This window comes from Cupriavidus sp. WKF15 (assembly GCF_029278605.1).
Lineage (GTDB): Bacteria > Pseudomonadota > Gammaproteobacteria > Burkholderiales > Burkholderiaceae > Cupriavidus.
Genome location: NZ_CP119572.1, coordinates 1,346,758 through 1,368,423, shown reverse-complemented (window position 1 = coordinate 1,368,423; position 21,666 = coordinate 1,346,758). Strand labels below are relative to the sequence as shown.

Below are 21,666 nucleotides of genomic sequence, written 5' to 3'. Positions count from 1 at the left end.
AACCGATAAAGGCCGACAAAAAAAAACCGCGCCCCCAAGGCGCGGTTTCTTTGGTACGACAAGCGCTTATGCGCCTTCGCGTGAAGCACGCTTGCGCTCGTGCTCCTTCAGGTGGCGCTTGCGCAGGCGGATGCTCTTGGGCGTGAGTTCGACCAGTTCGTCGTCGGCAATGAATTCCACCGCATACTCGAGCGACATCTGGATCGGCGGCACCAGGCGCACGGCTTCATCGGTACCCGAAGCACGCACGTTGGTCAGCTGCTTGCCCTTGATCGGGTTGACCACCAGGTCGTTGTCGCGGCTGTGGATGCCGATGATCATGCCTTCATACAGCGCATCGCCCGGCTTCACGAACATGCGGCCGCGGTCCTGCAGCTTCCACAGCGCATAAGCCACGGCATCGCCGTCGTCCTGCGAGATCAGCACGCCGTTGTGGCGCTCGCCCAGGCCGCCTTCGCGCACCGGCGCGTAGTCGTCGAAGATATGGCTGATCAGGCCAGTGCCGCGCGTCAGCGTCAGGAACTCGCCCTGGAAGCCGATCAGGCCGCGGGCCGGGATGCGGTACTCGAGGCGGGTACGGCCCTTGCCGTCCGACGCCATGTCGAGCAGCTCACCCTTGCGGCGGCCCAGCTCTTCCATCACGCCGCCCTGGTGGCTGTCTTCGACGTCCACGGTCAGCAGTTCGTACGGCTCGTTCTTGACGCCGTCGATTTCCTTGAACACCACGCGCGGACGCGACACGGCCAGCTCGTAGCCTTCGCGGCGCATGTTTTCCAGCAGGATGGTCAGGTGCAGTTCGCCGCGGCCGGACACTTCGAAGACGGTGTCGTCACCGGTATCGGCCACGCGCAGCGCAACGTTGGACTTCAGCTCGCGGTCCAGGCGCTCGCGCAGCTGGCGGCTGGTCACGAACTTGCCTTCACGGCCGGCCAGCGGCGACGTGTTGACGCAGAAGTTCATGGTCAGCGTCGGCTCGTCGACCTTCAGCATCGGCAGCGCGTCCTGGGCGTCCGGCGCGCACACGGTGCAGCCAATGCCCAGTTCCTCGATACCGTTGATCAGCACGATGTCGCCGGCTTCGGCCTCGGGCACGATCTCGCGCTCCAGGCCCTGGAACTTCAGCACCTGGTTGATGCGGCCCTTGATCGGATTGCCTTCGGGACCGAACTTGACCACGACGTCCTGCAGCGGCTTGGCGCGGCCGCGCGAAATGCGGCCCACGCCGATCTTGCCGACGTAGCTGGAGTAGTCCAGGGAGATGATCTGCAACTGCAGGGGACCGTCGCGATCGTCGTCACGCACCGGCACCTTGTCCAGCACGGTCTCGAACAGCGGCTTCATGTCGCCGTCGCGCACGTCTTCGGTCAGGCCGGCATAGCCATTCAGGCCAGATGCGTAGATGACCGGGAAGTCCAGCTGTTCATCGGTGGCGCCCAGCTTGTCGAACAGGTCGAAGGTCTGGTTGATCACCCAGTCAGGGCGCGCGCCCGGACGGTCGATCTTGTTGATCACCACGATCGGCTTCAGGCCCAGCGCCAGTGCCTTGCGGGTCACGAAGCGGGTCTGCGGCATCGGGCCTTCGACGGCGTCCACCAGCAGCAGCACGCCGTCAACCATCGACAGCACGCGCTCGACTTCGCCACCGAAGTCGGCGTGCCCCGGGGTATCAACGATGTTGATGTGGGTACCGTTGTACTCAACGGCACAGTTCTTCGCGAGAATCGTGATCCCGCGTTCCTTTTCCAGGTCGTTCGAGTCCATCACCCGCTCGGCAACCTGCTGGTTGTCGCGGAAGGTGCCTGCCTGGCGCAGGAGCTGATCGACCAGGGTGGTCTTGCCATGATCAACGTGGGCGATGATGGCGATATTACGGATGGCGCGGGTCATTGCAGCGTCTCGCTGTGCGGAAATCTGAGGTAACCCAACATTATAGCATGTTGCAACGCGGCATGCCTTGCTCCAATCAAGCCCGCACCATGCCTTTATTATTTCCAAAAAGGAAATGACGAATTTCCATCCTTGCCGATAGTTAAACGCACACATATATTTGCCATAGCAAAGATTGCAGAGGCAAATGATGTCACCGGCTCCGTCCACCACTTCTTCCACCGACCTGTTCGACCCCGAGCGATACGTCATGGGCGAGAGCGTGGGCTATCTGATCTCTCGTGCCAAAAACACGCTCGCCCACGGCATCGAGCAGGAAGTGAGCACGCTGGACATCACGCATGCGCAGGCGAGCTGCCTGGTCATGCTTTCCTCCGGGCGTGCCAGCACGGTCACGGACCTGGGCCGCGAACTGAATACCGACATGGGTTCCATCACGCGGCTGCTCAGCCGAATGGAAAAGCGCGGGCTGATCGAGCGCACCCGCCGCGACGATGATCGCCGCGTGCTCGACCTTTCGCTCACGCCAGCAGGCCACGCACTCGCCGCGCAATTGCCCGCCGTTTTCTGCAAGGTCATGGCCAGGCATTTCCGCGGTTTCTCCGCGGAAGAGATCGAAACGCTGCGCGGCATGCTGCGTCGTGTCATCTGCAACAACTCCGGCTAGCGAACCTGCGCGCTTTCCGCCTGCACCGCCCGTATCGATCCCGATATCGACCAAGATTTCCAGCACGGCCCCTGTCGCCAGTGCATCAACAATGAACCAAGCGCTCTCAAACCCTTCCTACAGCCCATCGCGCATGCGCGCCCTGGGCCAACGCGCCGGCACACTGGCCTTGACGGTCGTGGCCGCAGCCGTGCTCGCCGGCTGCGCCGCCTTCGGCGACTCGCACAGCACCCAGACCATGACGAAAGCCAGCGCCATGGCCACCGGCCAGACGCTGCCGGCCGAACATGGCCAATGGCCCGGCATGGACTGGATCGACCAGTTCCAGGACCCGCAGCTGCGCGCGCTCGTCGATGAAGCGGTCAAGGACAGCCCGAACCTGCAGGTCGCCTTCGCGCGCGTGGAAGCGTCGCGCGCCATGGCTGACGTGACCCGCAGCGCGCTCTACCCGACTATCGGTTTTGGCGCCGACATCACGCGCGAGATCTTTTCCGAGACCGACCTCTTCGCCGGCACGCCGCTGGCCGGCCGCTGGTGGAACCAGTCGCACCTGCAGGCCAACCTGTCGTATGAATTCGACTTCTGGGGCAAGAACCGCTCGGCGCTCGAAGCCGCCCTGTCCGACGACCGCGCCATCGAGGCCGAAAGCCAGGCCTCGCGCCTGATCCTGACCACCTCCGTCGCGCGCGCCTATGCCCGCCTGGCCGCGCTTTACGCGCAGCGGGACGTGGCCGAGCGCGCCATCGCCCAGCGCCAGGACCTGACCACGCTGTCGCAGCAGCGACTGGCCGCCGGCCTCGACACCCAGGTCGAAACCACGCAGGCGCGCGGCACGGTGGCCGCAGCGCGCACCGACCTGCAGCGCATCGACGAAGATATCGCGCTGTCGCGCAACCAGATCGCCGCACTGCTGGGCAAGGGCCCGGACCGCGGCCTGGCGATCCAGAAGCCGGTCCTGCTCGCACATGACACACCCAGGCTGCCCGACGACCTCGCCATCGGCCTGCTCGGCCGCCGCCCTGACCTGGCCGCCGCGCGCTGGCGCGTGGAAGCCAGCAGCAAGGAAATCAAGGTCGCCAAGGCGGAGTTCCTGCCGAATATCACGCTGACCGGCTTTGCCGGCCTGGCCTCGCTCAGGCCGGAAGACCTGTTCATGGGCATCAGCCGCACCATGGGAATCGGCCCGGCGCTGCATCTTCCTATCTTCGAGGGGGGCAAGCTGCGCGCCAATCTGAAGGGCAAGTACGCTCGCTATGACATTGCCGTGGCAAGTTACAACCAGGCCCTGGTCGATGCGCTCAAGGAAACCGCCGACACCATGACGAGCATCCGCAGCGTGGACAACCAGATCAAGACGCAGCGCGAAGCGCTGGACCTGGCCGAACACGCCTACTCGCTCGCCACGATGCGCTACAAGGCCGGCCTCGGCACGCAGCTGACGGTGCTGAACGCCGAGAGCAACGTGCTGCAGCAACGCCGCCTGGCGACCGATCTGCAGGCCCGCCGGCTGGACCTGCAGATGGCGCTGATGAAGGCCCTCGGCGGCGGCTACGAAGAGCCGCAGGAAGGCGGCGCAGGCCACGCCCCCGCCGCGGCAGCAGCGAACCAGACCACCAGCCAGGCCGGCGCACGCGGCTGATCCGCGCGCCTGTCATTGCAGACCAGATTCAAGAGAGAACAAAATGAGCGACAACCAGCAAGCCGGCACGTCCCACACCCCGGCGGCATCCATCAACAACAATGGCAAGCGCAAGCGCCTGCTGCTTTCGCTGACCGCGGCCATCGTCGTGGCGGGCGTCGGCTATGGCGTCTATTGGGGCCTCTATGCGCGCCACTTTGAGAGCACCGACGACGCCTACGTTGCGGGCAACGTCGTACAAGTGACGCCGCTCGTGGGCGGCACGGTGGTCTCGATCGCCGCGGATGACACACAGCTCGTCACGGCGGGCCAGCCGCTGATCCAGCTTGACCGCGCGGATACGCAGGTGGCGCTCGAACAGGCCGAGGCCCAGCTGGCCCAGGCGGTGCGCGAAGTGCGCACGCTCTACGTCAACAACGGCTCGCTCGCGGCCAATGTGGCGCTGCGCGAGGCCGACGTCGCCAAGGCGCGCGATGACCTGCGCCGCCGCCAGGCCATCGCGGGTTCAGGCGCGGTGTCGAGCGAAGAAATCGCGCACGCCCAGACCGCCCTCCAGGGCGCGCAGTCTGCCCTGCTCGCCGCACGCGAGCAACTCGCGTCGAACAAGGTGCTGACCGACCAGACCACCGTTGATAAGCACCCGAGCGTGCAACGCGCGGCAGCCAACCTGCGATCGGCCTACCTGTCGTTCGCGCGCTCGACCATGCCGGCGCCAGTGACCGGCTACGTGGCCAAGCGTTCGGTGCAGGTCGGCCAGCGCGTGGCCGCCGGTGCGCCGCTGATGGCCGTCGTGCCGCTGGACCAGGTCTGGGTCGACGCCAACTTCAAGGAAGTGCAGATCACGCATATGCGCATCGGCCAGCCGGTCACGCTGGAAGCGGACGTCTATGGTTCGAAGGTCAAGTACACCGGCAAGGTCGAGGGCTTCTCGGCCGGTACCGGTTCCGCGTTCTCGCTGCTGCCGGCGCAGAACGCCACCGGCAACTGGATCAAGGTGGTGCAGCGCCTGCCGGTACGCATCGCGCTCGACCCCCAGCAGCTCAAGGACCACCCGCTGCGCGTCGGTCTGTCGATGAACGTGACGGTCGATGTGCGCAAGGAAGAAGGCGCCGCCATGGTCAGCACCACTGCGGCCAAGCCGATGCAGACCGACGTCTATGACAAGGTCGCGCAGGACGCCGACCAGTTGATCGCGCGCATCATCGCCGTGAACAACGGCGGTCGCGCGGCCCCGGCCGATGCAGTACCGGCCAAGGGCGCACCGGTCATCAATGTTCCAGCCGATGACGCGGCGGCCAGCGCCGCCGTGGCGCGGCCTTCGAACCGCGGCTGACCATGGCGGACGCAATCACCGTGGGTGAACGCGCCGGCGCCGCGCCAAAGCCACCGGCGCGCCCGACGCATCTGCAGCCACTGAGTGGCGGCAAGCTGGTGATCGGGACCATCGCGCTGTCGCTGGCCACGTTCATGAACGTGCTGGACTCGTCGATCGCCAACGTGTCGATTCCAGCCATTTCCGGCGACCTCGGCGTGGCACCGAACCAAGGCACGTGGGTCATCACCTCGTTCGCGGTGGCCAACGCCATTTCGGTACCGCTGACCGGCTGGCTCACCATGCGCTTCGGCGCGGTGCGCCTGTTCATCACGTCGATCCTGCTGTTCGTGCTGTCGTCCTGGCTGTGCGGCGTGGCGCCCAACCTCGAAACGCTGCTGGCTGCGCGTATCCTCCAGGGCGCAGTGGCCGGGCCGATGATTCCGCTGTCGCAGTCCCTGCTGCTGTCGAGCTACCCGCCGCAGAAGAGCACCATGGCGCTGGCGCTGTGGGGCATGACCACGCTGGTGGCGCCCATCATGGGCCCGCTGCTCGGCGGCTGGATCTCGGACAACATGACATGGCCGTGGATCTTCTATATCAACGTGCCGGTAGGCCTGCTCACCGCGTACGCCACGTGGACGATCTACAAGGACCGCGAAACCCCGACCAAGGTGTTGCCGATCGACCGCATCGGACTGGCGTTGCTGGTGATCTGGGTGGGCTCGATGCAGCTCATGCTCGACAAGGGCAAGGAGCTCGACTGGTTCCACTCGACCGTGATCGTCGTGCTCACGCTGGTGGCCGTGCTCGGCTTCCTGTTCTTCCTGGTGTGGGAGAGCTACGAGAAGCATCCGATCGTCGATATCACGCTGTTCAAGGGCCGGAACTTCAGCTCCGGCGTGGTAGCGATCTCCGTGGCATACGGACTGTTCTTCGGCAACCTGGTGATCCTGCCGCTGTGGCTGCAGACCATCGTCGGCTACACAGCCACGGATGCCGGCATCGTGATGGCGCCCGTGGGCATCTTCGCGATCCTGCTGTCACCGGTGATCGGGCGGAACCTGCCCAGGATGGATGCCCGCTGGGTCGCCACGGCCGCCTTCGTCACGTTCGGTATCGTGAGCCTGATGCGCTCGGGCTTCACCACGCAGGTTGACACCCGCACGCTGATGATCCCCACGCTGATCCAGGGCGCGGCAATGGCGATGTTCTTCATCCCGCTTACGTCGATCATCCTGTCCGGCCAGCCGCCGGAGAAGATCCCGGCCGCATCGGGCCTGTCGAACTTCGTGCGGATCACGTTTGGTGGTATCGGCGCATCCATCTCCACCACCGTGTGGGAAAACCGCACCGCCCTGCACCACGCCCAACTGGTGGAGAAGATCAGCCCCTACAACCCGGTCTACTCGGACCAGCTCAATCACCTGATGCAGATGGGCATGAGCCAGGCTCAGGCGGTAGGCCTGATGGAACGGAACATCAGCCAGCAGGCGGCGATGCTCGGCGCCAATGACATCTTCTGGATTTCGGGCGTCCTGTTCTTCGTGCTGATCGGCTTTGTGTGGCTCACCCGGCCAGCCCGGGGAGGCGCGGGCGCCGATGCGGCAGCCGGGGCACATTGACGCGAACTGCCGCCAGCGAGCAAGCATCCCGCCAGGAAAAAGCCACGCGCCCCGGGTCGATCCGGAGCGCGTGGCTTTTTTCCTTTGGGCCCGACCCGTTCCTGGGCCGATCCCCCTCATCGCTATTAGCTTGCCCCCGCCTGCCCGGCCTCGAGCCGGGCCCGTACTGCGGCAATATGCTCGCCCGCCGCATCCACGGCCTCCTCCAGGGCGCTCTCGGTACACCCCAACTCACGGCACCAGTACTGCACCTCGATCGGGTCCATCAGGTTGACTCGGCCCGGATCCAGGGGCCGGAACTGGCTGATCTGCTCGCTCATGCTACCTCCTGTTACCGCTGGCCTTCACACGGCTCTTGCATTGTAGGCGAGGGACGGCCGTCGCCGGCAACTTGTCCGCTTGAATTCGCACGCCAATCGGTCTACCATTTTTCGAACCGTTTTGCGGAACCTTGGTTCCATAAAACGGAACCATCGGAGTCAGGAGCCCCGCGGTGAGCATTCTGGAAGGCGTGGAAAGCGTGCTTGGCATGTTTGGCGAAGGCCGTCACGAAATCAGCTTCAACGACGTGATGGACGAACTCGGCCTGGCCAAGAGTTCGGCCTCGCGCCTGCTTGCGCAGATGGTCCGCTACCGTTTGCTCGAGCTGCAGTCCGCCACGCGGCGCTATCGACCCGGCGTGCTGCTGATCCGCGCGGCCCAGGCGGCCACGCAGGCGCATCCGTTCGACGAACAGTGCCGCGAGATCCTGGCCGCGCTATCCGACTCCACGGGATTCACGGCCTACCTGTCGATGCTCGACGGCGCGGACACCGTCGTCCTGCAGCGGCTGAACGGGAACAACCCGGTGCAGGTGCTGTCACCGCCCGGCGCGCGCCGCCCGGCTTTCACCACCGCAATGGGCCGCGTGCTGCTGTCCCGGCTGACGGAAGCCGAGTTCCGCCTGCGCTATGGCACGGCGGGCGACGCCAGCCTGCCGCAGGCGCCTGCCGGTTGCCCCGCCACGATCGCCGAACTGCAGGAGCGGGTGGCGAACGCCCGCCGCGAGCGCAGTGCCGTTGCCATCAACGAAGGCATGCCGGGCATCGGCGCCGTCGCGACCACGCTGGCCGATCCGGCTTCCGGCGATGTGCGCGGCCTGTGCCTGTCTTTCACCGCCATGCAGGTCAGCCAGGCGCAGGCCGCGGCGCTGCGCGACGCGCTCGTGCGCGCGGTCGCGCCGGTCGGGCAGCGCATCGGCGATCCGCTCTGGCAGGCCGCCAGCGACACCATCACGAGATAACCGATTCCGGCGATATTCATGGACCTCCTCCTACTCAGCAATTCCAGCAGCGACGCCGGCTACCTCGCGCACGCGCGCGATGCCATCAGCGAACTGGCGTCGGGCAGCAAGACTGCATGCTTCGTGCCATTCGCCGGCGTGACGCGCGACTGGGACACTTACGAGACCTTGGTCGCCGACGCATTGTCGCCGCTGGGCATCGATTTGCGTTCGCTGCATCGCGCCGCAGATGCCGACGCGGCACGCCAGGCCATCGACACGGCGCAGCTGATCGTGGTCGGCGGCGGCAATACTTTCCGGCTGCTGCAATGCCTGCGCGAGCGCGGCCTGCTCGCGCCCATCGCGGCACAGGTCCGTTCAGGCGGCGCACGCTATGTCGGCTGGAGCGCCGGCGCCAACCTTGCCTGCCCCACGATCTGCACCACCAACGACATGCCGGTCGCCAACCCCGGCGGCCTCGATGCGCTCGGACTGGTGCCATTCCAGATCAACCCGCACTACTTCAACGTGGTGCTGCCAGGCTTTCGCGGCGAAACGCGCGACCAGCGGCTGGCCGAATTCACCACGCTGCATCCTGAAGTGCCCGTGCTGGGCCTGCCGGAAGGAAACTGGATTCGTGTGCGCGGCGCGCACATGGATCTGGGCGGACCGCATACATCCCGCTGGTTCCTCGGCACCCGGCTCCAGGACGTGCACCCCGGCCCGTTGTCGCTGCCGCTCTGAAACCCCTCACGGAAACGGAATCCCGAATGTCCATCAAGCAGGTGATTGAATCGATCGAACTGCTGTCGGCAGCCAACATCGACGGCGAGCGCGTGGCCGCGCTGCTGCGTGCACGCGGCGTCGCCGACGTCACGGTGACACGGGTGGAGGAAAACGGCCTGTACACCGACTTCCTGGCGTGCACCTTGCCAGGTCTCGACCCCAACCTGCCCGCGCTTGGCGTGGTCGGCCGGCTAGGCGGCGTGGGCGCGCGCCCGGCCGTGACCGGACTGGTATCGGATGCCGATGGCGCCATCGTCGCCGTGGCCTGCGCGCTGAAGCTGGCCGACATGGCGGCCGGCGGCGATGTCCTGCCCGGACCGGTGCGCATCCACACCCACATCTGCCCGCATGCGGCCACGCGGCCGCACCAGCCGGTGCCGATGATGAAGTCGCCATTCGCGATGCGCACGATGATGTCGCACGAGGTGCATCCGCAGATGGCGGCGATCCTTTCCGTCGACACCACGCGCGGCAACCGCCTCGTCAACCGGCGTGGTGTTGCGCTGACGCCGGTCGCGAAGCAAGGCTGGCTGCTGCGGCTGCCCGAGCGGATGCTGGACCTGATGAGCTGGGTCAGCGGCGAACTGCCGCTGGTGCTGCCGCTCACCACGCAGGACATCACGCCGTACGAGAACGGCCTGTGGCACGTCAACTCCATCATGCAGCCGGCCGTTGCCACCACCGCGCCGGTGATCGGCCTGGCGCTGACGGCACAGACCACGGTGCCGGGCTGCGCCACTGGCGTGACCAATGCCTTCGATATCGACGTGGCCACGCGCTTTTGCATCGAAGTGGCCAAGCAGTTTGGCACCGGACAATGCGCGTTCTTCGATGACGCCGAATGGGCCGAACTGCAGCGGCGCTATGGCTCGCTGGCCCATCTGCAGACCGTGGGAAACGCATCTTGAACCCCTCGGTCGCCAGACTGCCGCGCGTGGCATTCGTCACCATCGGGCAGTCGCCGCGTACCGACATCGCGCCCCAGATGGTGGCCGACCTCGGCCTGCCGGCCATGGTCGAACAATTCGGCATCCTGGATGGATTGGACGACGCGCAGATCGCCGCGCTCGCGCCAAAGGCCGGCGAATACCGCTTTGCCAGCCGCATGCGCGACGGCAGCCAGGTCGTGCTGGGCAAGCCCGCGGCCGAGGCCATGCTGGCGCGGCTGATGGCATCGCTGGACGAACAGGACTTTGACGCGCTGGTGCCGCTATGTACGGGTACCGCGTTGCCGGCGCTGCGCACGCTGGTGATCGAACCGCAGCAGGTCGTGGATCACCTCACCGTAGCATTGGCCCAGGGCTGCAGGCAGCTTGGCATCGTGCTGCCGCTGGCCGCACAGGTAGAAGGCTTCCACCTGATCCGGCCGGTACCTTGCGAACTGCGGGTCACGCACGCCTCGCCCTACACGGATGGCGATGACGGACGCTTCGCGCAGGCTGGCGAAGCACTTCGTGGCTGCGACCTGATCGTGATGCATTGCATGGGTTATACCGAGGCCATGCGCGCCGAGGTCGCGCGACACGCGCGTGCCCCGGTGCTGTTGTCAAACCGCATGGTGGCACGCGTGCTGGGCGATGTGCTGGCCGGCGCCACTTGACAGGCAGGCACAGGATCGAATACGGGCATGGGCAAGCCCGTTGACAGATTGCCCGAGACAAGCCGGAGTGGAAGTGACGATGAAAAGCGTGACGAAGTGGATGGGGCCGCTGGTACGCGGCATGCTGGTGGCAGGCATGAGTGCCGCAATCCTGCCGGCAGCTCAGGCTGAAGACTGGAAGCCGGCCAAGCCGGTACGGCTGTTGGTGGGCTTCGCGCCCGGTGGCTCGGCCGACCTGCTGGCGCGCCTGGTGCAAGGGCCGCTGTCGGAAAGCCTGGGCGTTCCGGTCGTGGTCGAAAACGTGCCCGGCGCCGGCGGCAATATTGCGGCGGACAAGCTGGCCAAGGCACCGGCGGATGGCTACACGGTCGGCATGGGCGCCGCTGGCGCCATGGCCGTGACCCACCTGCTCAACCCGAAGGGCACGCCGTACAAGACCGACGACTTTGCGCCCATCGCCATGCTGGCGACGCAGCCCAACGTCGTGATCGTCAGTCCGTCGCTGCCTGTCAAAACCATGGCGGACTTCACGGCCTATGTCAGGAAGACTCCGCAAGTCACCTACGGCACCGCGGGTGTCGGCACCTCGAACCACCTGATCGCGGAGACGATGCTGCATCGGCTTGGCATCGACATGGTCCACGCGCCGTACAAGGGCGCGACGCCGGTGATCACCGACCTGATGGGTGGCCATATCGCCATGACGGTCGACAACATCACCACGGCCGCGGCACTGGCCAAGACGGGCAAGGTCAAGGCGCTGGCCGTGACCAGCAGCAAGCGCTCGCCCTTGTTGCCCGAGGTGCCCACGCTTGCCGAAAGCGGCCTCAAGGACTTCAACATGCCGACCTGGCAAGGGATCTTCGGTCCAAAGGACCTGCCCAAGCCGATTGTGGCCCGCTATAACCAGGCCCTGGTAAAGGCGCTGGCCAATCCGGAGGTCAGGAAGAAGATGGCCGAGTTCGGTTCGGAGCCTGTCGGCGATTCGCCCGAGCACTTCTCGAGCTTCCTCGTGCAGGACCGAAAGATGTGGGCCGACGTCATCAAGTCGGCCGGGATCACACTGGAATAAGGCTGCGGCAAGGCGCTCAGAGGCGCACCAGCCGCTCCGGCCGCAAGGCACGTTCGCGCATGCGCGCGACACCCAGCAGGCGCGACGGCTCGCCGCCGTAGACGCGGGCCAGCGTGCCCTCCTGCGGCACACTGCCTGCCGGCAGGTCCCGCTGGGCAATGCGCTGGCCTTGGAGAAACCGTGAGCTCGCCTCGGCATCAAGCGTGACCGGCGGGCAACGCTGCAGCAGCGCATCCACCGGCGCGAGCATGGCCGGACGCGCCTCGTCCGGCTGGGCATCGATCTGCTCCAGCGTCACGGCCCCCTCCAGCGTCAGGTCTCCGACGGCGATGCGACGCAGACCGGTCAGGTGCGCGCCGCAGCCCAGCGCCTCGCCGATGTCTTCGGCGAGCGTGCGAATGTACGTGCCCTTGCTGCACTTCACGCGCATCGTGAAAGACGGCGCCTGCGGCAACGCGCAGTCGAGTATGTCGATCGCATGAATCGTGATGCGCCGGGCCGGGCGCTCCACGGTCTGTCCGGCACGCGCGTATTCGTACAGCGGACGTCCGTCCTTCTTCAGCGCCGAATGCATTGGCGGGATCTGGTCGATCTCGCCAATGAAGCGCGCGATCGCCGCATCGAGCCCGGCACGATCGCAGGCAACCGGCCGCTCCGCCAGCACCTCGCCTTCCGCGTCGCCCGTCGTCGTCTTCTGCCCAAGCCGGACGACCGCCTCATAGGTCTTGTCAGCCTCCAGCAGGTCCTGCGAGAACTTGGTTGCCTCGCCGAAGCAAAGCGGCAGCAGGCCGGTGGCGAGCGGGTCGAGCGTGCCGGTGTGGCCGGCCTTCAGGGCCCGCAGCAGCCGCTTGGCGCGCACGAGCGCATCGTTGGAAGACAGCCCGAGCGGCTTGTCGAGCAGCAGCACGCCGTGCACCTCGCGGCGCGGCAGCCGGGGCGGACGGTGGTTGGCGGAATCGGTCATGGGAACAATGCGGGGCGGCGGGCGTGTTGCCCGCCCCGGGGACTGAGCTTTTCCGGCGCAGCCGGAATCAGTCGTCCTTGGAACGCGTGGCGTTCGCTTCGTTGATCAGCTTGGACATCTCGATCGCATGCTCGACCGATGTGTCGTGATAGAAGCGCAGCGTCGGGACGGTATGGATGTGCAGGCGCTTATACAGCAACGAGTGCAGGTAGCCCGCCTTCTCGTTCAGGATCGCTGCCGCTTCAGCGGCATCGGCGCCGAGCACCGTGAAGTGGACCTTGGCATGCGCATAGTCCGGCGTGAGCGTCACGGACTGCAGCGTGATCAATCCGAGGCGCGGATCGCGCAGCTCGCGCTGGATCATCTCGGCCAGGTCCTTCTGGATCTGGTCGGAGAGGCGCAGGTTACGGGAGGAAATACTGCCTTTCTTGGCCATTCAATACTGTCTTGTCGAGACGACAGCGGCGGGCCGAAGCCCGCCGCCGCTGCGCCGCCTTACAGCGTACGCGCCACCTCGGTGATTTCGTACACTTCGAGCTGGTCGCCTTCCTGAACATCGTTGAAGTTCTTGATCGACAAACCGCACTCGAAGCCTTGCTTGACTTCCTTGACGTCGTCCTTGAAACGCTTGAGCGAGTCGAGTTCGCCGCTGTGGATGACCACGTTGTTGCGCAGCACGCGCACCAGCGAGGTCCGCTTGACCAGACCGTCGGTGACCATACAGCCTGCCACCGCGCCGACCTTCGGCACGCGGAACACCTGGCGCACCTCGACCTGACCGATCGTGGTCTCGCGCTTTTCCGGTGCCAGCATGCCCGACATGGCCGCCTTGATCTCGTCTACCGCATCGTAAATGATGTTGTAGTAACGGATGTCGATGCCATGGTTCTCGGCCAGCTTGCGCGCGCCGGCGTCGGCACGCACGTTGAAGCCGATGATGACAGCCTTCGAAGCGGTCGCCAGGTTGACGTCCGATTCCGAGATGCCACCCACGCCGGCATGCACCATCTGCACGCGCACTTCGTCGGTCGACAGCTTGAGCAGCGACTGCACCAGCGCTTCCTGCGAACCCTGCACGTCGGCCTTCACGATCAACGGCAGCGTCTGGACGTCGCCTTCGCTCATCTGCTCCAGCATCGTTTCCAGCTTGGCCGCCTGCTGCTTGGCCAGCTTCACGTCGCGGAACTTGCCCTGGCGGAACAGCGCGATTTCGCGCGCCTTGCGCTCGTCCGGCAGCACCAGCACTTCTTCACCGGCAGCCGGGACTTCCGACAACCCCTGGATTTCCACCGGGATCGACGGGCCGGCTTCCTTGGTCGGCTTGCCATTCTCGTCCAGCATGGCACGCACGCGGCCATAAGCACTACCGGCCAGCACCACATCGCCACGCTTGAGCGTGCCGCTACTGACCAGGATCGTCGCGATCGGGCCCTTGCCCTTGTCGAGCTGGGCTTCCACCACCAGACCCTTGGCCGGCGCGTCGATCGGTGCCTTCAGCTCCAGGACTTCGGCCTGCAGCGACACCTGCTCCAGCAGGTCGTCGATGCCAGCACCGGTCTTGGCCGACACCGGCACGAACGGCGAATCACCGCCATACTCTTCCGGCAACACCTGCTCGGCCACCAACTCCTGCTTGACACGGTCGGGATTGGCATCCGGCTTGTCCATCTTGTTGATCGCCACGACGATCGGCACCCCGGCAGCCTTGGCATGCGCGATGGCTTCCTTGGTCTGCGGCATCACGCCGTCGTCGGCCGCGACCACCAGGATCACGATGTCGGTGGCTTTGGCACCGCGGGCACGCATGGCCGTGAAGGCCTCGTGACCCGGGGTATCCAGGAACGTAATCACGCCGCGGTCGGTTTCCACATGGTAGGCACCGATGTGCTGCGTAATGCCGCCAGCTTCGCCCGCGGCAACCTTGGTGCGGCGGATGTAGTCCAGCAGCGAGGTCTTGCCGTGGTCGACGTGACCCATGACGGTCACCACCGGAGGACGCGGCAGTTGCTCGGCGTCCGTGTGTTCTTCGCCGTCCACCACCAGCAGCGCTTCCGGATCGTCCAGCTTGGCGGCGAACGCCTTGTGGCCCATTTCTTCCACCACGATCATGGCGGTTTCCTGGTCCAGCACCTGGTTGATCGTCACCATCTGGCCGAGCTTCATCATCTGCTTGATGACCTCGGATGCCTTCACGGCCATCTTGTGGGCGAGATCCGCCACCGAGACGGTTTCCGGCACGTGAACTTCGCGCACCACGGGTTCGGTCGGCGCCTGGAAGTTGCTGCGACCTTCGTCGTCACGCTGATGACGACCACCGCGGCCACGCGGACCACCGCGCCAGCCGCCCACGCCACCCGACGAATCGCCGCGCGTCTTCAGGCCGCCCTTCTTGCCGCGCACGCCTTCGTCCTTCCACCCTGGAGCACCAGGCTTGCCGGTCTTTTTGTCGGCCGTCGTGCTGGGTGCGGCAGTGGTGGCTGGCTTCTTGTCGTCCTTCTTGGCTTCGGCCGTGGCACCTGCCGGCTTGACCGGCTTGTGCAGCGTACCGGTCTGCTCGGCCTTCTTTTCCTCGGCCTTGCGCTCCGACGGCGCCTTGAGCACGCGCGCCGGCGCATTCAGCATCTGCTGGATGGCGCGGGCTTCGGCTTCGGCGGCTTCGCGGCGCTTGCGTGCGGCGTCCTGCTCGGCACGGGCCTTGTCGGCAGCTGCCTTGGCATCGTCGGCAGCCTTTTGCGCTACCGCGCGCTCGCCGGCAACACGTGCCTGCTCGTCCTCGGCCTTCTTGCGCGAAGCCTCTTCAGCGGCCTCGTTCACGGCGCGCGCAGCAGCGGCTTCCTCATCGGCCTTCTTGGCAAGCAACTCGGCCTGGCGGCGCTGTTCGGCCTCCAGAGCCTCCTGCTTGGCACGGCGCTCGGCTTCTTCGCGCTCGGCGGCCTCGCGGCGCGCCTTCGCTTCGGCTTCCTGGCGTGCCAGCAGTTCGGCCTGCTGGCGTTCTTCTTCCTCACGGCGCGCCTGCTCGGCAGCGTCGACCACCGCGGATTGCGGCTCCGTATCGGCCTGATGGTCGGAAGTCGCTTCGTCGCGCTTGATCAGCACGCGCTTCTTGCGCACCTCGACCTGGACGGTGCGCGTCTTGCCGGTGGAGTCGGCCTGACGGATTTCGGAAGTCTCGCGCTTGGTCAGCGTGATCTTCTTGCGCGCACTGTCATCAGCCTGGCCGTGCGAACGCTTCAGATAATCCAGCAACCTGGTCTTATCCGATTCCGTGACCATATCTTCTGGCGTCGCTTTGCCCACCCCAGCCGCCTGCAATTGTTCCAGCAGGGCAGCTGCGCTGCGACTCAGTTCTGCGGCCAGTTGGGCAACTGTTGTGCTTGCCATTCAAACCCTTTCAATGCTTGGTTTCTACGTCGGGACAAATCGTGTGCGGAAAGCGCGTCCGGGAATGTCATCAAAACCCGGACGTGTCCCTCAGTTGAACCAATGTTCCCGTGCCTTCATGATCAGCGCCTTGGCTTCTTCCTCGCTGACGCCCGTCATCTCGACCAGCTCGTCGACGGCCAGTTCTGCCAGGTCGTCACGCGTATGGATATCGCCTTCGGCCAGTTTGCCGATCAGTTCCGGGTTGAGGCCGTCGAGCGAGCGCAGGTCTTGCGACACCTCTTCCACCTTTTCTTCCCGGGCCAGTTCCATCGTCAGGAGCGCATCACGTGCGCGGTTGCGCAGCTCGTTGACGGTGTCTTCATCAAATGCCTCGATTTCCATCATTTCACTGATGGGCACGTAGGCCACTTCTTCCAGCGTGGAGAATCCCTCGTCGATCAGGATATCCGCCACTTCTTCGTCGACGTCCAGCTTGGCCATGAACAGCTTGCGCACGGCATCGCTTTCCTCGGCTTGCTTCGCCGCCGACTCTTCCTGGGTCATGATGTTGATCTGCCAGCCGGTCAGCTCCGACGCCAGGCGCACATTCTGACCGCTTCGACCGATGGCCACGGCGAGGTTCTCCTCGTCCACGACCACGTCCATGCTGTGCTTTTCCTCATCCACGACGATCGACTGCACCTGCGCCGGCGCCAGCGCGCCGATCACGAACTGCGCCGGATCTTCCGACCACAGCACGATGTCCACGGCTTCGCCGCCGATCTCGTTGCGAACGGCAGTCACGCGCGTGCCGCGCACGCCCACGCAGGTACCGATCGGGTCGATACGCTTGTCGTGCGCCACCACGGCGATCTTGGCACGCACACCCGGATCGCGGGCTGCGGCCTTGATCTCCAGCAGGCCCTGTTCCATCTCGGGCACTTCGTTCTCGAACAGCTTGATCAGGAACTCGGGCGCGGTGCGCGACAGTTCGATCTGCGGACCACGTGCCGCACGATCCACGTTCAGGATATACGCACGAACACGGTCGCCAGTGCGCAGGTTTTCCTTCGGGATGATCTGGTCGCGCGCCAGCAGGGCTTCTACGCGGCCGGATTCGACGATCAGGCCCTTCTTGTCGGCGCGCTTAACCGTGCCGGTCATGATCTTCTCGCCACGCTCGAGGTAGTCGTTCAGGATCTGCTCGCGCTCGGCATCGCGGATGCGCTGCAGGATCACCTGCTTCGCCGCCTGCGCGCCGATACGGCCGAATTCGACCGACTCGATCTGCTGCTCGACATAGTCGTCCAGCTCGATGTTCGGGTTCTCATCGCGCGCTTCGAACAGCAGGATCTGCTTGTCCGGCTCCTGCAGGCCCTGTTCGTCAGGAACGACAAGCCAGCGGCGGAATGTCTCATGCTCGCCCGATTCGCGATCGATCGCGACACGGATATCCACGTCTTCCTCGAAACGCTTCTTGGTCGCCGAGGCCAGTGCAGCCTCCAGCGCGCCGAATACCACATCCTTGTCGACGTTCTTTTCACGCGCAAGCGCATCGACGAGCAACAGAACTTCGCGGCTCATTGCTTGTTCCCTTTTCTTTGATTTCCTTTGAAGTCGATCACCGGCACCAGGCGCGCCTTGTCGACATCAGATACAGTGAATTCCAGCAGCGCCGGACCGTCCTTGCCCTCGAACTCCAGCCCGACCTTCTCGGCGCCAGCATCGCCAGTCGGCTCGCGCAGAATGCCCGTGAAGTTCTTCTGTCCATTGACGGGCAGGCGCAGCGTCACGCGCGCTTCTGCCCCGGCAAAGCGGACATAGTCAGCCAGTTTCTTCAGCGGCCGGTCCAACCCCGGCGAGGAGACTTCGAGCCGTTCGTAATCAACGTTCTCGACAGTCAACACGTGTGTCAACTGCCGGCTCACCTTCTCGCAATCTTCGATGACGATGCCGGTTTCAGGCTGATCGATATAGACACGCAACAGTCCGGCCGGAGCACGTTCGAGCTCAACCAGCTCATATCCCATGCCGTTAAGGGTGGTTTCGATCAAATCTGCCAGATGCACTGTATTCCCAAGTAATGGCCATCAACACCAGGGCAGGCTGGCTTGCCTGCCCCGCCTGGGACGACATGGGCACAGCAGCCACCTGCCAGTCAGCCTCCGGCGCGTATGCGTCAAACGAGCGAACCAAAAAAAAATGGGCACAATGCCCATCATTCGCCCATCCTCCAGGAGGATGACTTTTTGAATAGACTTGGATTATACGCAGATTATGTCCAAAAGGCAAAAGGGCATGTATCGGCGCGCAATCCAGCCCCGGCAGCCTCTGGCGGCCGGGGATGACTCTTAGCGGTTTCCGCCCCGATTGCCACCGCGGTTGCCACCGCCACCAGTGCCACCGCCCTTGCCGCGCCCCGAGCGATTGCCACCACCGCCGCCCTTGGCCGCCTTTGGCATCACATTGCCATTGACATCGCCGCCCCGGCGCTGCGGCCGGCCTTGGCCGCCCAACCCGGCGCCGCCGCGCCCGGCGCCAGCGCGTCCACCACCCTGCCCGCGCGCGCCACCCAGATTGGCTGCATGCGATGTCAGCACAGTGGGGCCATGGCTGATGTAGCCCATCGACGTCCGCATCGGATCGGGCTGGCCGCGGCCCGCGCCGCCCTTGTCGACACGCGGCAGACCGTCCATGCCCGTATGCATCGGCATGCCCGCGATCGCCGCCTCGGTGCGCTGCTTGCGACCCCCGACCTTTGTCGCGCCCTTGCCACCCTGCTCGACCTTAGTGGGTAGCTTCAGGCCGATGGCAGTCATCATCGCCTTGACTTCCGTTGCCTCCAGCTCCTGCCAACGGCCGCGCTTCAACCCGCGCGGCAGCAGAAACTGCCCGTAGCGCGTGCGGATCAGGCGCGACACAGTCAGGCCGACCGCCTCGAACATGCGGCGCACCTCGCGGTTACGACCCTCGGTCAGCGCTACGTGATACCACTGGTTGACACCTTCGCCACCGCCATCCGCAATGCGCAGGAAGTTGGCTTCGCCGTCATCGAGTTTGATGCCATGCAGCAGGCGCTGGCGGTCAGCCTCAGCCAGTTCGCCCAGCGTACGCACCGCATACTCGCGCTCCACGCCATAGCGCGGATGCATGAAGCGGTTGGCAATATCCCCCGAAGTCGTAAAAATCAGCAGACCTTCCGTATTGAAATCCAGACGACCCACCGCGACCCATTTGCCGGTCTTCATGCGCGGCAGGCTGTCGAACACGGTCGGACGGCCTTCGGGGTCTGACTGGCTGACGATCTCGCCGGCTGGCTTGTGATACAGCAGCACGCGCGGCGGCTTGGAAGAAACCTTGCGATGGATCAGCTTGCCATTCACACGGACCTGGTCGGCTGGCAGGATCCGCTGGCCGATGTGCGCGGGCAATCCATTGACGGAAACACGGCCCTGCAGGATCAGCTCTTCCATTTCCCGGCGCGAGCCCAGGCCGCCTTCGGCCAGGACCTTGTGCAACTTCGGCGCATCGTCGTCCGCGGACAACTCACGCACCGGCTTTGCCTTGGTGCGCGGGATGACAGTGTCTTCCTGGTCGTACTGGTCCGAGATCACAAACCGGAACAGGTCTTCGCTGGTCGCACTGGTTTTGTCGGCGCCGGCATGTCCCTTCCGTTGAGGCTGGCCGCCCTTGCGCTGGCCATGCTGTCGACCTGCGGACTGGACGTCGCCTTCCGGCACAGCCCTGGCGGTACGCTGCCCCTGCGGCTTGCGCCTGCGGCCCGCCGGCTCCGCCTTCTCACCGCGATCCGGTCCCGCTTGACCGCTTTCTCGCTCAGCCGCGCCCTCTGCCTTGACCGGCTTGCGCTTGCCGCGACCGCGCGGGGCGGCACGCCCACCTGGCTCGCCAGCCGCCTTGCTCTCGCCCGCCCCGCCCGGAGCGCCAGACTCGGCACCCTCGGTACGATTGGCGTCTCGATCCTGGCCCGCCTGCCGGCGCGAAGCCACCAGGTTGCGCAAGCCGCGCCTCAGGCCCTTCCTGCGCGGCGCCGTATCGGTGCCTGACCCGGAGTCTGCTGCGCCATCGGCAGCCGGCGTCCCGGTTGCCCGGGTGTCATGTTCAACGGAATCAGACAAAGTATTCACTATCGGATGTTGCATATTGTTCAGTTGGGCACGCGCTCGTCGTGCTCGCTCGCGTGCGGCGGCGCAGCGTCGTCGCCGGAAGAATTACCGCCGTCCTGCTTGTCCGGCGCGCTCTCGACATGGAAGCCATTTGCCTCGGTCACGGCCGACGCGAGATCCGCCACTTGCATGGCATCGGCGCAGGCCTGCTCGACAACCCCAGCTCCGTCTGCCGGCTCGTCGCCAGCCACCAAAGCGGATTCAGCTACACCAACGGCTGCGCCGGCCGGCGAAGCCACCTCTGGCTCAGGGAAGGCCTCTTCGTCGCCGGCCGCCGGCCGCGCCGTTGCCATCTCTTCAAAATCAATCGCCTGCTGGTCCAGCAGCGCCGCCTGCGCCTGCGCCTGGGCGTCCTCGAGAGGCGGCAGCTCATCCAGCGTACGCAGCCCAAGGTCATCGAGGAATGCCTTGGTGGTCGCATAGAGCGCTGGCCGGCCTGGCACATCGCGGTGACCGATGACCTCGATCCAGCCGCGGTCTTCCAGCTTCTTGACCACCTCCGTGCTGACCGTCACGCCGCGAATCTCCTCGATGTCGCCGCGCGTCACCGGCTGCCGGTACGCAATGATCGCCAGCGTCTCCATGACCGCTCGGGAATACTTGGGCGGCTTCTCGGGATTAAGGCGATCCAGGTATTCCCGCATCTCCGGTCGGCTCTGGAAACGCCAGCCGCTGGCCAACGCCACCAACTCGACCCCACGCTGGCGCCAGTCCTGGCGCAATTCATCAAGCAGGGCCCGAATCGTGTCAGCGCCGACATCATCGGCAAACAGCCGACGCAGGTCGCTCACGCGCAGGGGCTCCTGCGCACAGATCAGCGCAGTCTCGAGGACGATTTTCGCCTCTTGGGTATTCATGTTGGGTGTGCAGCCTGTCTTTGCACCTGCTCCCGGACGAACCCGGAGCCCTGGACATTGTGGATTCAGCGGTGCGATTGCCACCGCCATCTCGTCGCGCAGCAAACCCGAAAGCTCTTCGCCTCGAGGCCGTGCATCTTCTGTTGCATCGATTTGCCGGGTGTGTTCCGGCAGGAGATTGCCCGGTCACCGGCAAGTACCAGTGCACGAACCTCTTGCACGCGCCCATATGGGCAGACATGGCCTCCGGCTAAAGTCCGCCTCGGCCGCAAGAAAAACGGATATCGGAAGCAGGGCCAGCAATGACTGCACCACGGCCGCAAAGCCAGCCGGACTTTTGAACAGATATTGTGAACCGGATGGACTGCGGAAAGGTTCGGTGCCGAATTGTCGGCGCTTTGCCCGAAACCCTGGGCGCGCCCCCTTTTTGGAAGGGCTGCCGGGCGCCG

Annotated in this window: 18 protein-coding genes; 9 read left to right on the top strand and 9 right to left on the bottom strand. The window is 65.3% G+C overall.

Features of this window, described 5'->3' with window-relative positions; genetic code table 11:
• Positions 1-66 precede the first annotated feature (66 nt).
• Positions 67-1,887 carry a translational GTPase TypA gene (typA, locus tag CupriaWKF_RS06495; protein ID WP_276100162.1) on the bottom strand — a complete coding sequence of 607 codons (1,821 nt, stop codon included), beginning with the start codon at positions 1,885-1,887 and terminating at the stop codon, positions 67-69.
• Positions 1,888-2,077: 190 nt separating this feature from the next.
• Here typA and CupriaWKF_RS06490 point away from each other — a divergent pair, with 190 nt between their 5' ends.
• The 4 genes from CupriaWKF_RS06490 to CupriaWKF_RS06475 all read left to right on the top strand — a co-directional run bounded on the left by CupriaWKF_RS06490 (position 2,078) and on the right by CupriaWKF_RS06475 (position 7,130).
• Positions 2,078-2,554, top strand: a complete 477-nt coding sequence (locus tag CupriaWKF_RS06490) for a MarR family transcriptional regulator (protein ID WP_276100692.1) — start codon at positions 2,078-2,080, stop codon at positions 2,552-2,554.
• Between the two features lie 91 nt (positions 2,555-2,645).
• Positions 2,646-4,193 (top strand): efflux transporter outer membrane subunit, encoded by a 1,548-nt coding sequence (locus CupriaWKF_RS06485; RefSeq protein ID WP_276100161.1) that lies wholly within the window; start codon positions 2,646-2,648, stop codon positions 4,191-4,193.
• A 43-nt stretch (positions 4,194-4,236) separates the two neighbouring features.
• Positions 4,237-5,526 (top strand): HlyD family efflux transporter periplasmic adaptor subunit, encoded by a 1,290-nt coding sequence (locus tag CupriaWKF_RS06480; protein WP_276100160.1) that lies wholly within the window; start codon positions 4,237-4,239, stop codon positions 5,524-5,526.
• A 2-nt stretch (positions 5,527-5,528) separates the two neighbouring features.
• Positions 5,529-7,130, top strand: a complete 1,602-nt coding sequence (locus CupriaWKF_RS06475) for a DHA2 family efflux MFS transporter permease subunit (protein WP_276100159.1) — start codon at positions 5,529-5,531, stop codon at positions 7,128-7,130.
• Between the two features lie 125 nt (positions 7,131-7,255).
• Here CupriaWKF_RS06475 and CupriaWKF_RS06470 read toward each other — a convergent pair whose 3' ends face one another.
• Positions 7,256-7,450 carry a DUF3606 domain-containing protein gene (locus CupriaWKF_RS06470; RefSeq protein WP_276100158.1) on the bottom strand — a complete coding sequence of 65 codons (195 nt, stop codon included), beginning with the start codon at positions 7,448-7,450 and terminating at the stop codon, positions 7,256-7,258.
• A gap of 173 nt (positions 7,451-7,623) precedes the next feature.
• Between CupriaWKF_RS06470 and CupriaWKF_RS06465 the strand changes: the two genes are divergently transcribed.
• From CupriaWKF_RS06465 to CupriaWKF_RS06445, 5 genes are all read left to right on the top strand, one after another.
• The gene (locus tag CupriaWKF_RS06465) at positions 7,624-8,412 is read left to right on the top strand and encodes a helix-turn-helix domain-containing protein (RefSeq protein ID WP_276100157.1); all 789 of its coding nucleotides are present in this window, start codon (positions 7,624-7,626) and stop codon (positions 8,410-8,412) included.
• An 18-nt stretch (positions 8,413-8,430) separates the two neighbouring features.
• Complete coding sequence (gene pepE / locus CupriaWKF_RS06460) at positions 8,431-9,135, top strand: dipeptidase PepE (protein WP_276100156.1); 705 nt, start codon at positions 8,431-8,433, stop codon at positions 9,133-9,135.
• 26 nt (positions 9,136-9,161) lie between these two features.
• Positions 9,162-10,085 (top strand): DUF1177 domain-containing protein, encoded by a 924-nt coding sequence (locus CupriaWKF_RS06455; protein WP_276100155.1) that lies wholly within the window; start codon positions 9,162-9,164, stop codon positions 10,083-10,085.
• A complete protein-coding gene (locus CupriaWKF_RS06450) occupies positions 10,082-10,777 on the top strand; it encodes an AroM family protein (protein ID WP_276100154.1) in 696 nt (231 codons plus the stop codon). The genes CupriaWKF_RS06455 and CupriaWKF_RS06450 overlap by 4 nt, the downstream gene beginning before the upstream one ends.
• 79 nt (positions 10,778-10,856) lie before the next feature.
• Positions 10,857-11,849 carry a tripartite tricarboxylate transporter substrate binding protein gene (locus CupriaWKF_RS06445; RefSeq protein WP_276100153.1) on the top strand — a complete coding sequence of 331 codons (993 nt, stop codon included), beginning with the start codon at positions 10,857-10,859 and terminating at the stop codon, positions 11,847-11,849.
• A gap of 16 nt (positions 11,850-11,865) precedes the next feature.
• On the opposite strand, the gene truB is transcribed toward CupriaWKF_RS06445, so the two are convergent.
• The 7 genes from truB to scpB form a co-directional block, all read right to left on the bottom strand.
• Entirely contained in the window at positions 11,866-12,813 is a 948-nt protein-coding gene (gene truB, locus CupriaWKF_RS06440; protein WP_276100152.1) for a tRNA pseudouridine(55) synthase TruB, read from the bottom strand.
• Between the two features lie 67 nt (positions 12,814-12,880).
• Positions 12,881-13,249 (bottom strand): 30S ribosome-binding factor RbfA, encoded by a 369-nt coding sequence (gene rbfA / locus CupriaWKF_RS06435; protein ID WP_276100151.1) that lies wholly within the window; start codon positions 13,247-13,249, stop codon positions 12,881-12,883.
• A gap of 59 nt (positions 13,250-13,308) precedes the next feature.
• Complete coding sequence (gene infB, locus CupriaWKF_RS06430) at positions 13,309-16,194, bottom strand: translation initiation factor IF-2 (protein ID WP_276100150.1); 2,886 nt, start codon at positions 16,192-16,194, stop codon at positions 13,309-13,311.
• A gap of 90 nt (positions 16,195-16,284) precedes the next feature.
• A complete protein-coding gene (gene nusA / locus CupriaWKF_RS06425; protein ID WP_276100149.1) occupies positions 16,285-17,760 on the bottom strand; it encodes a transcription termination factor NusA in 1,476 nt (491 codons plus the stop codon).
• Positions 17,757-18,245 carry a ribosome maturation factor RimP gene (rimP, locus tag CupriaWKF_RS06420; RefSeq protein WP_276100148.1) on the bottom strand — a complete coding sequence of 163 codons (489 nt, stop codon included), beginning with the start codon at positions 18,243-18,245 and terminating at the stop codon, positions 17,757-17,759. Before rimP ends, nusA begins: the two co-directional genes overlap by 4 nt.
• A 282-nt stretch (positions 18,246-18,527) precedes the next feature.
• Positions 18,528-20,336: a 23S rRNA pseudouridine(2605) synthase RluB gene (gene rluB / locus CupriaWKF_RS06415; RefSeq protein WP_276100147.1), complete on the bottom strand. Its 1,809-nt coding sequence runs from the start codon at positions 20,334-20,336 to the stop codon at positions 18,528-18,530.
• A 5-nt stretch (positions 20,337-20,341) separates the two neighbouring features.
• The gene (gene scpB / locus CupriaWKF_RS06410) at positions 20,342-21,217 is read right to left on the bottom strand and encodes an SMC-Scp complex subunit ScpB (RefSeq protein ID WP_276100691.1); all 876 of its coding nucleotides are present in this window, start codon (positions 21,215-21,217) and stop codon (positions 20,342-20,344) included.
• Positions 21,218-21,666 lie beyond the last annotated feature (449 nt).

Coding starts and splice junctions, on each gene's coding strand:
- typA (WP_276100162.1), bottom strand. CDS start 1,887: ATGACCCGCGCCATCCGTAATATCGCCATCATCGCCCACGTTGATCAT.
- CupriaWKF_RS06490 (WP_276100692.1), top strand. CDS start 2,078: ATGTCACCGGCTCCGTCCACCACTTCTTCCACCGACCTGTTCGACCCC.
- CupriaWKF_RS06485 (WP_276100161.1), top strand. CDS start 2,646: ATGAACCAAGCGCTCTCAAACCCTTCCTACAGCCCATCGCGCATGCGC.
- CupriaWKF_RS06480 (WP_276100160.1), top strand. CDS start 4,237: ATGAGCGACAACCAGCAAGCCGGCACGTCCCACACCCCGGCGGCATCC.
- CupriaWKF_RS06475 (WP_276100159.1), top strand. CDS start 5,529: ATGGCGGACGCAATCACCGTGGGTGAACGCGCCGGCGCCGCGCCAAAG.
- CupriaWKF_RS06470 (WP_276100158.1), bottom strand. CDS start 7,450: ATGAGCGAGCAGATCAGCCAGTTCCGGCCCCTGGATCCGGGCCGAGTC.
- pepE (WP_276100156.1), top strand. CDS start 8,431: ATGGACCTCCTCCTACTCAGCAATTCCAGCAGCGACGCCGGCTACCTC.
- CupriaWKF_RS06455 (WP_276100155.1), top strand. CDS start 9,162: ATGTCCATCAAGCAGGTGATTGAATCGATCGAACTGCTGTCGGCAGCC.
- CupriaWKF_RS06445 (WP_276100153.1), top strand. CDS start 10,857: ATGAAAAGCGTGACGAAGTGGATGGGGCCGCTGGTACGCGGCATGCTG.
- truB (WP_276100152.1), bottom strand. CDS start 12,813: ATGACCGATTCCGCCAACCACCGTCCGCCCCGGCTGCCGCGCCGCGAG.
- rbfA (WP_276100151.1), bottom strand. CDS start 13,249: ATGGCCAAGAAAGGCAGTATTTCCTCCCGTAACCTGCGCCTCTCCGAC.
- infB (WP_276100150.1), bottom strand. CDS start 16,194: ATGGCAAGCACAACAGTTGCCCAACTGGCCGCAGAACTGAGTCGCAGC.
- nusA (WP_276100149.1), bottom strand. CDS start 17,760: ATGAGCCGCGAAGTTCTGTTGCTCGTCGATGCGCTTGCGCGTGAAAAG.
- rluB (WP_276100147.1), bottom strand. CDS start 20,336: ATGCAACATCCGATAGTGAATACTTTGTCTGATTCCGTTGAACATGAC.
- scpB (WP_276100691.1), bottom strand. CDS start 21,217: ATGAATACCCAAGAGGCGAAAATCGTCCTCGAGACTGCGCTGATCTGT.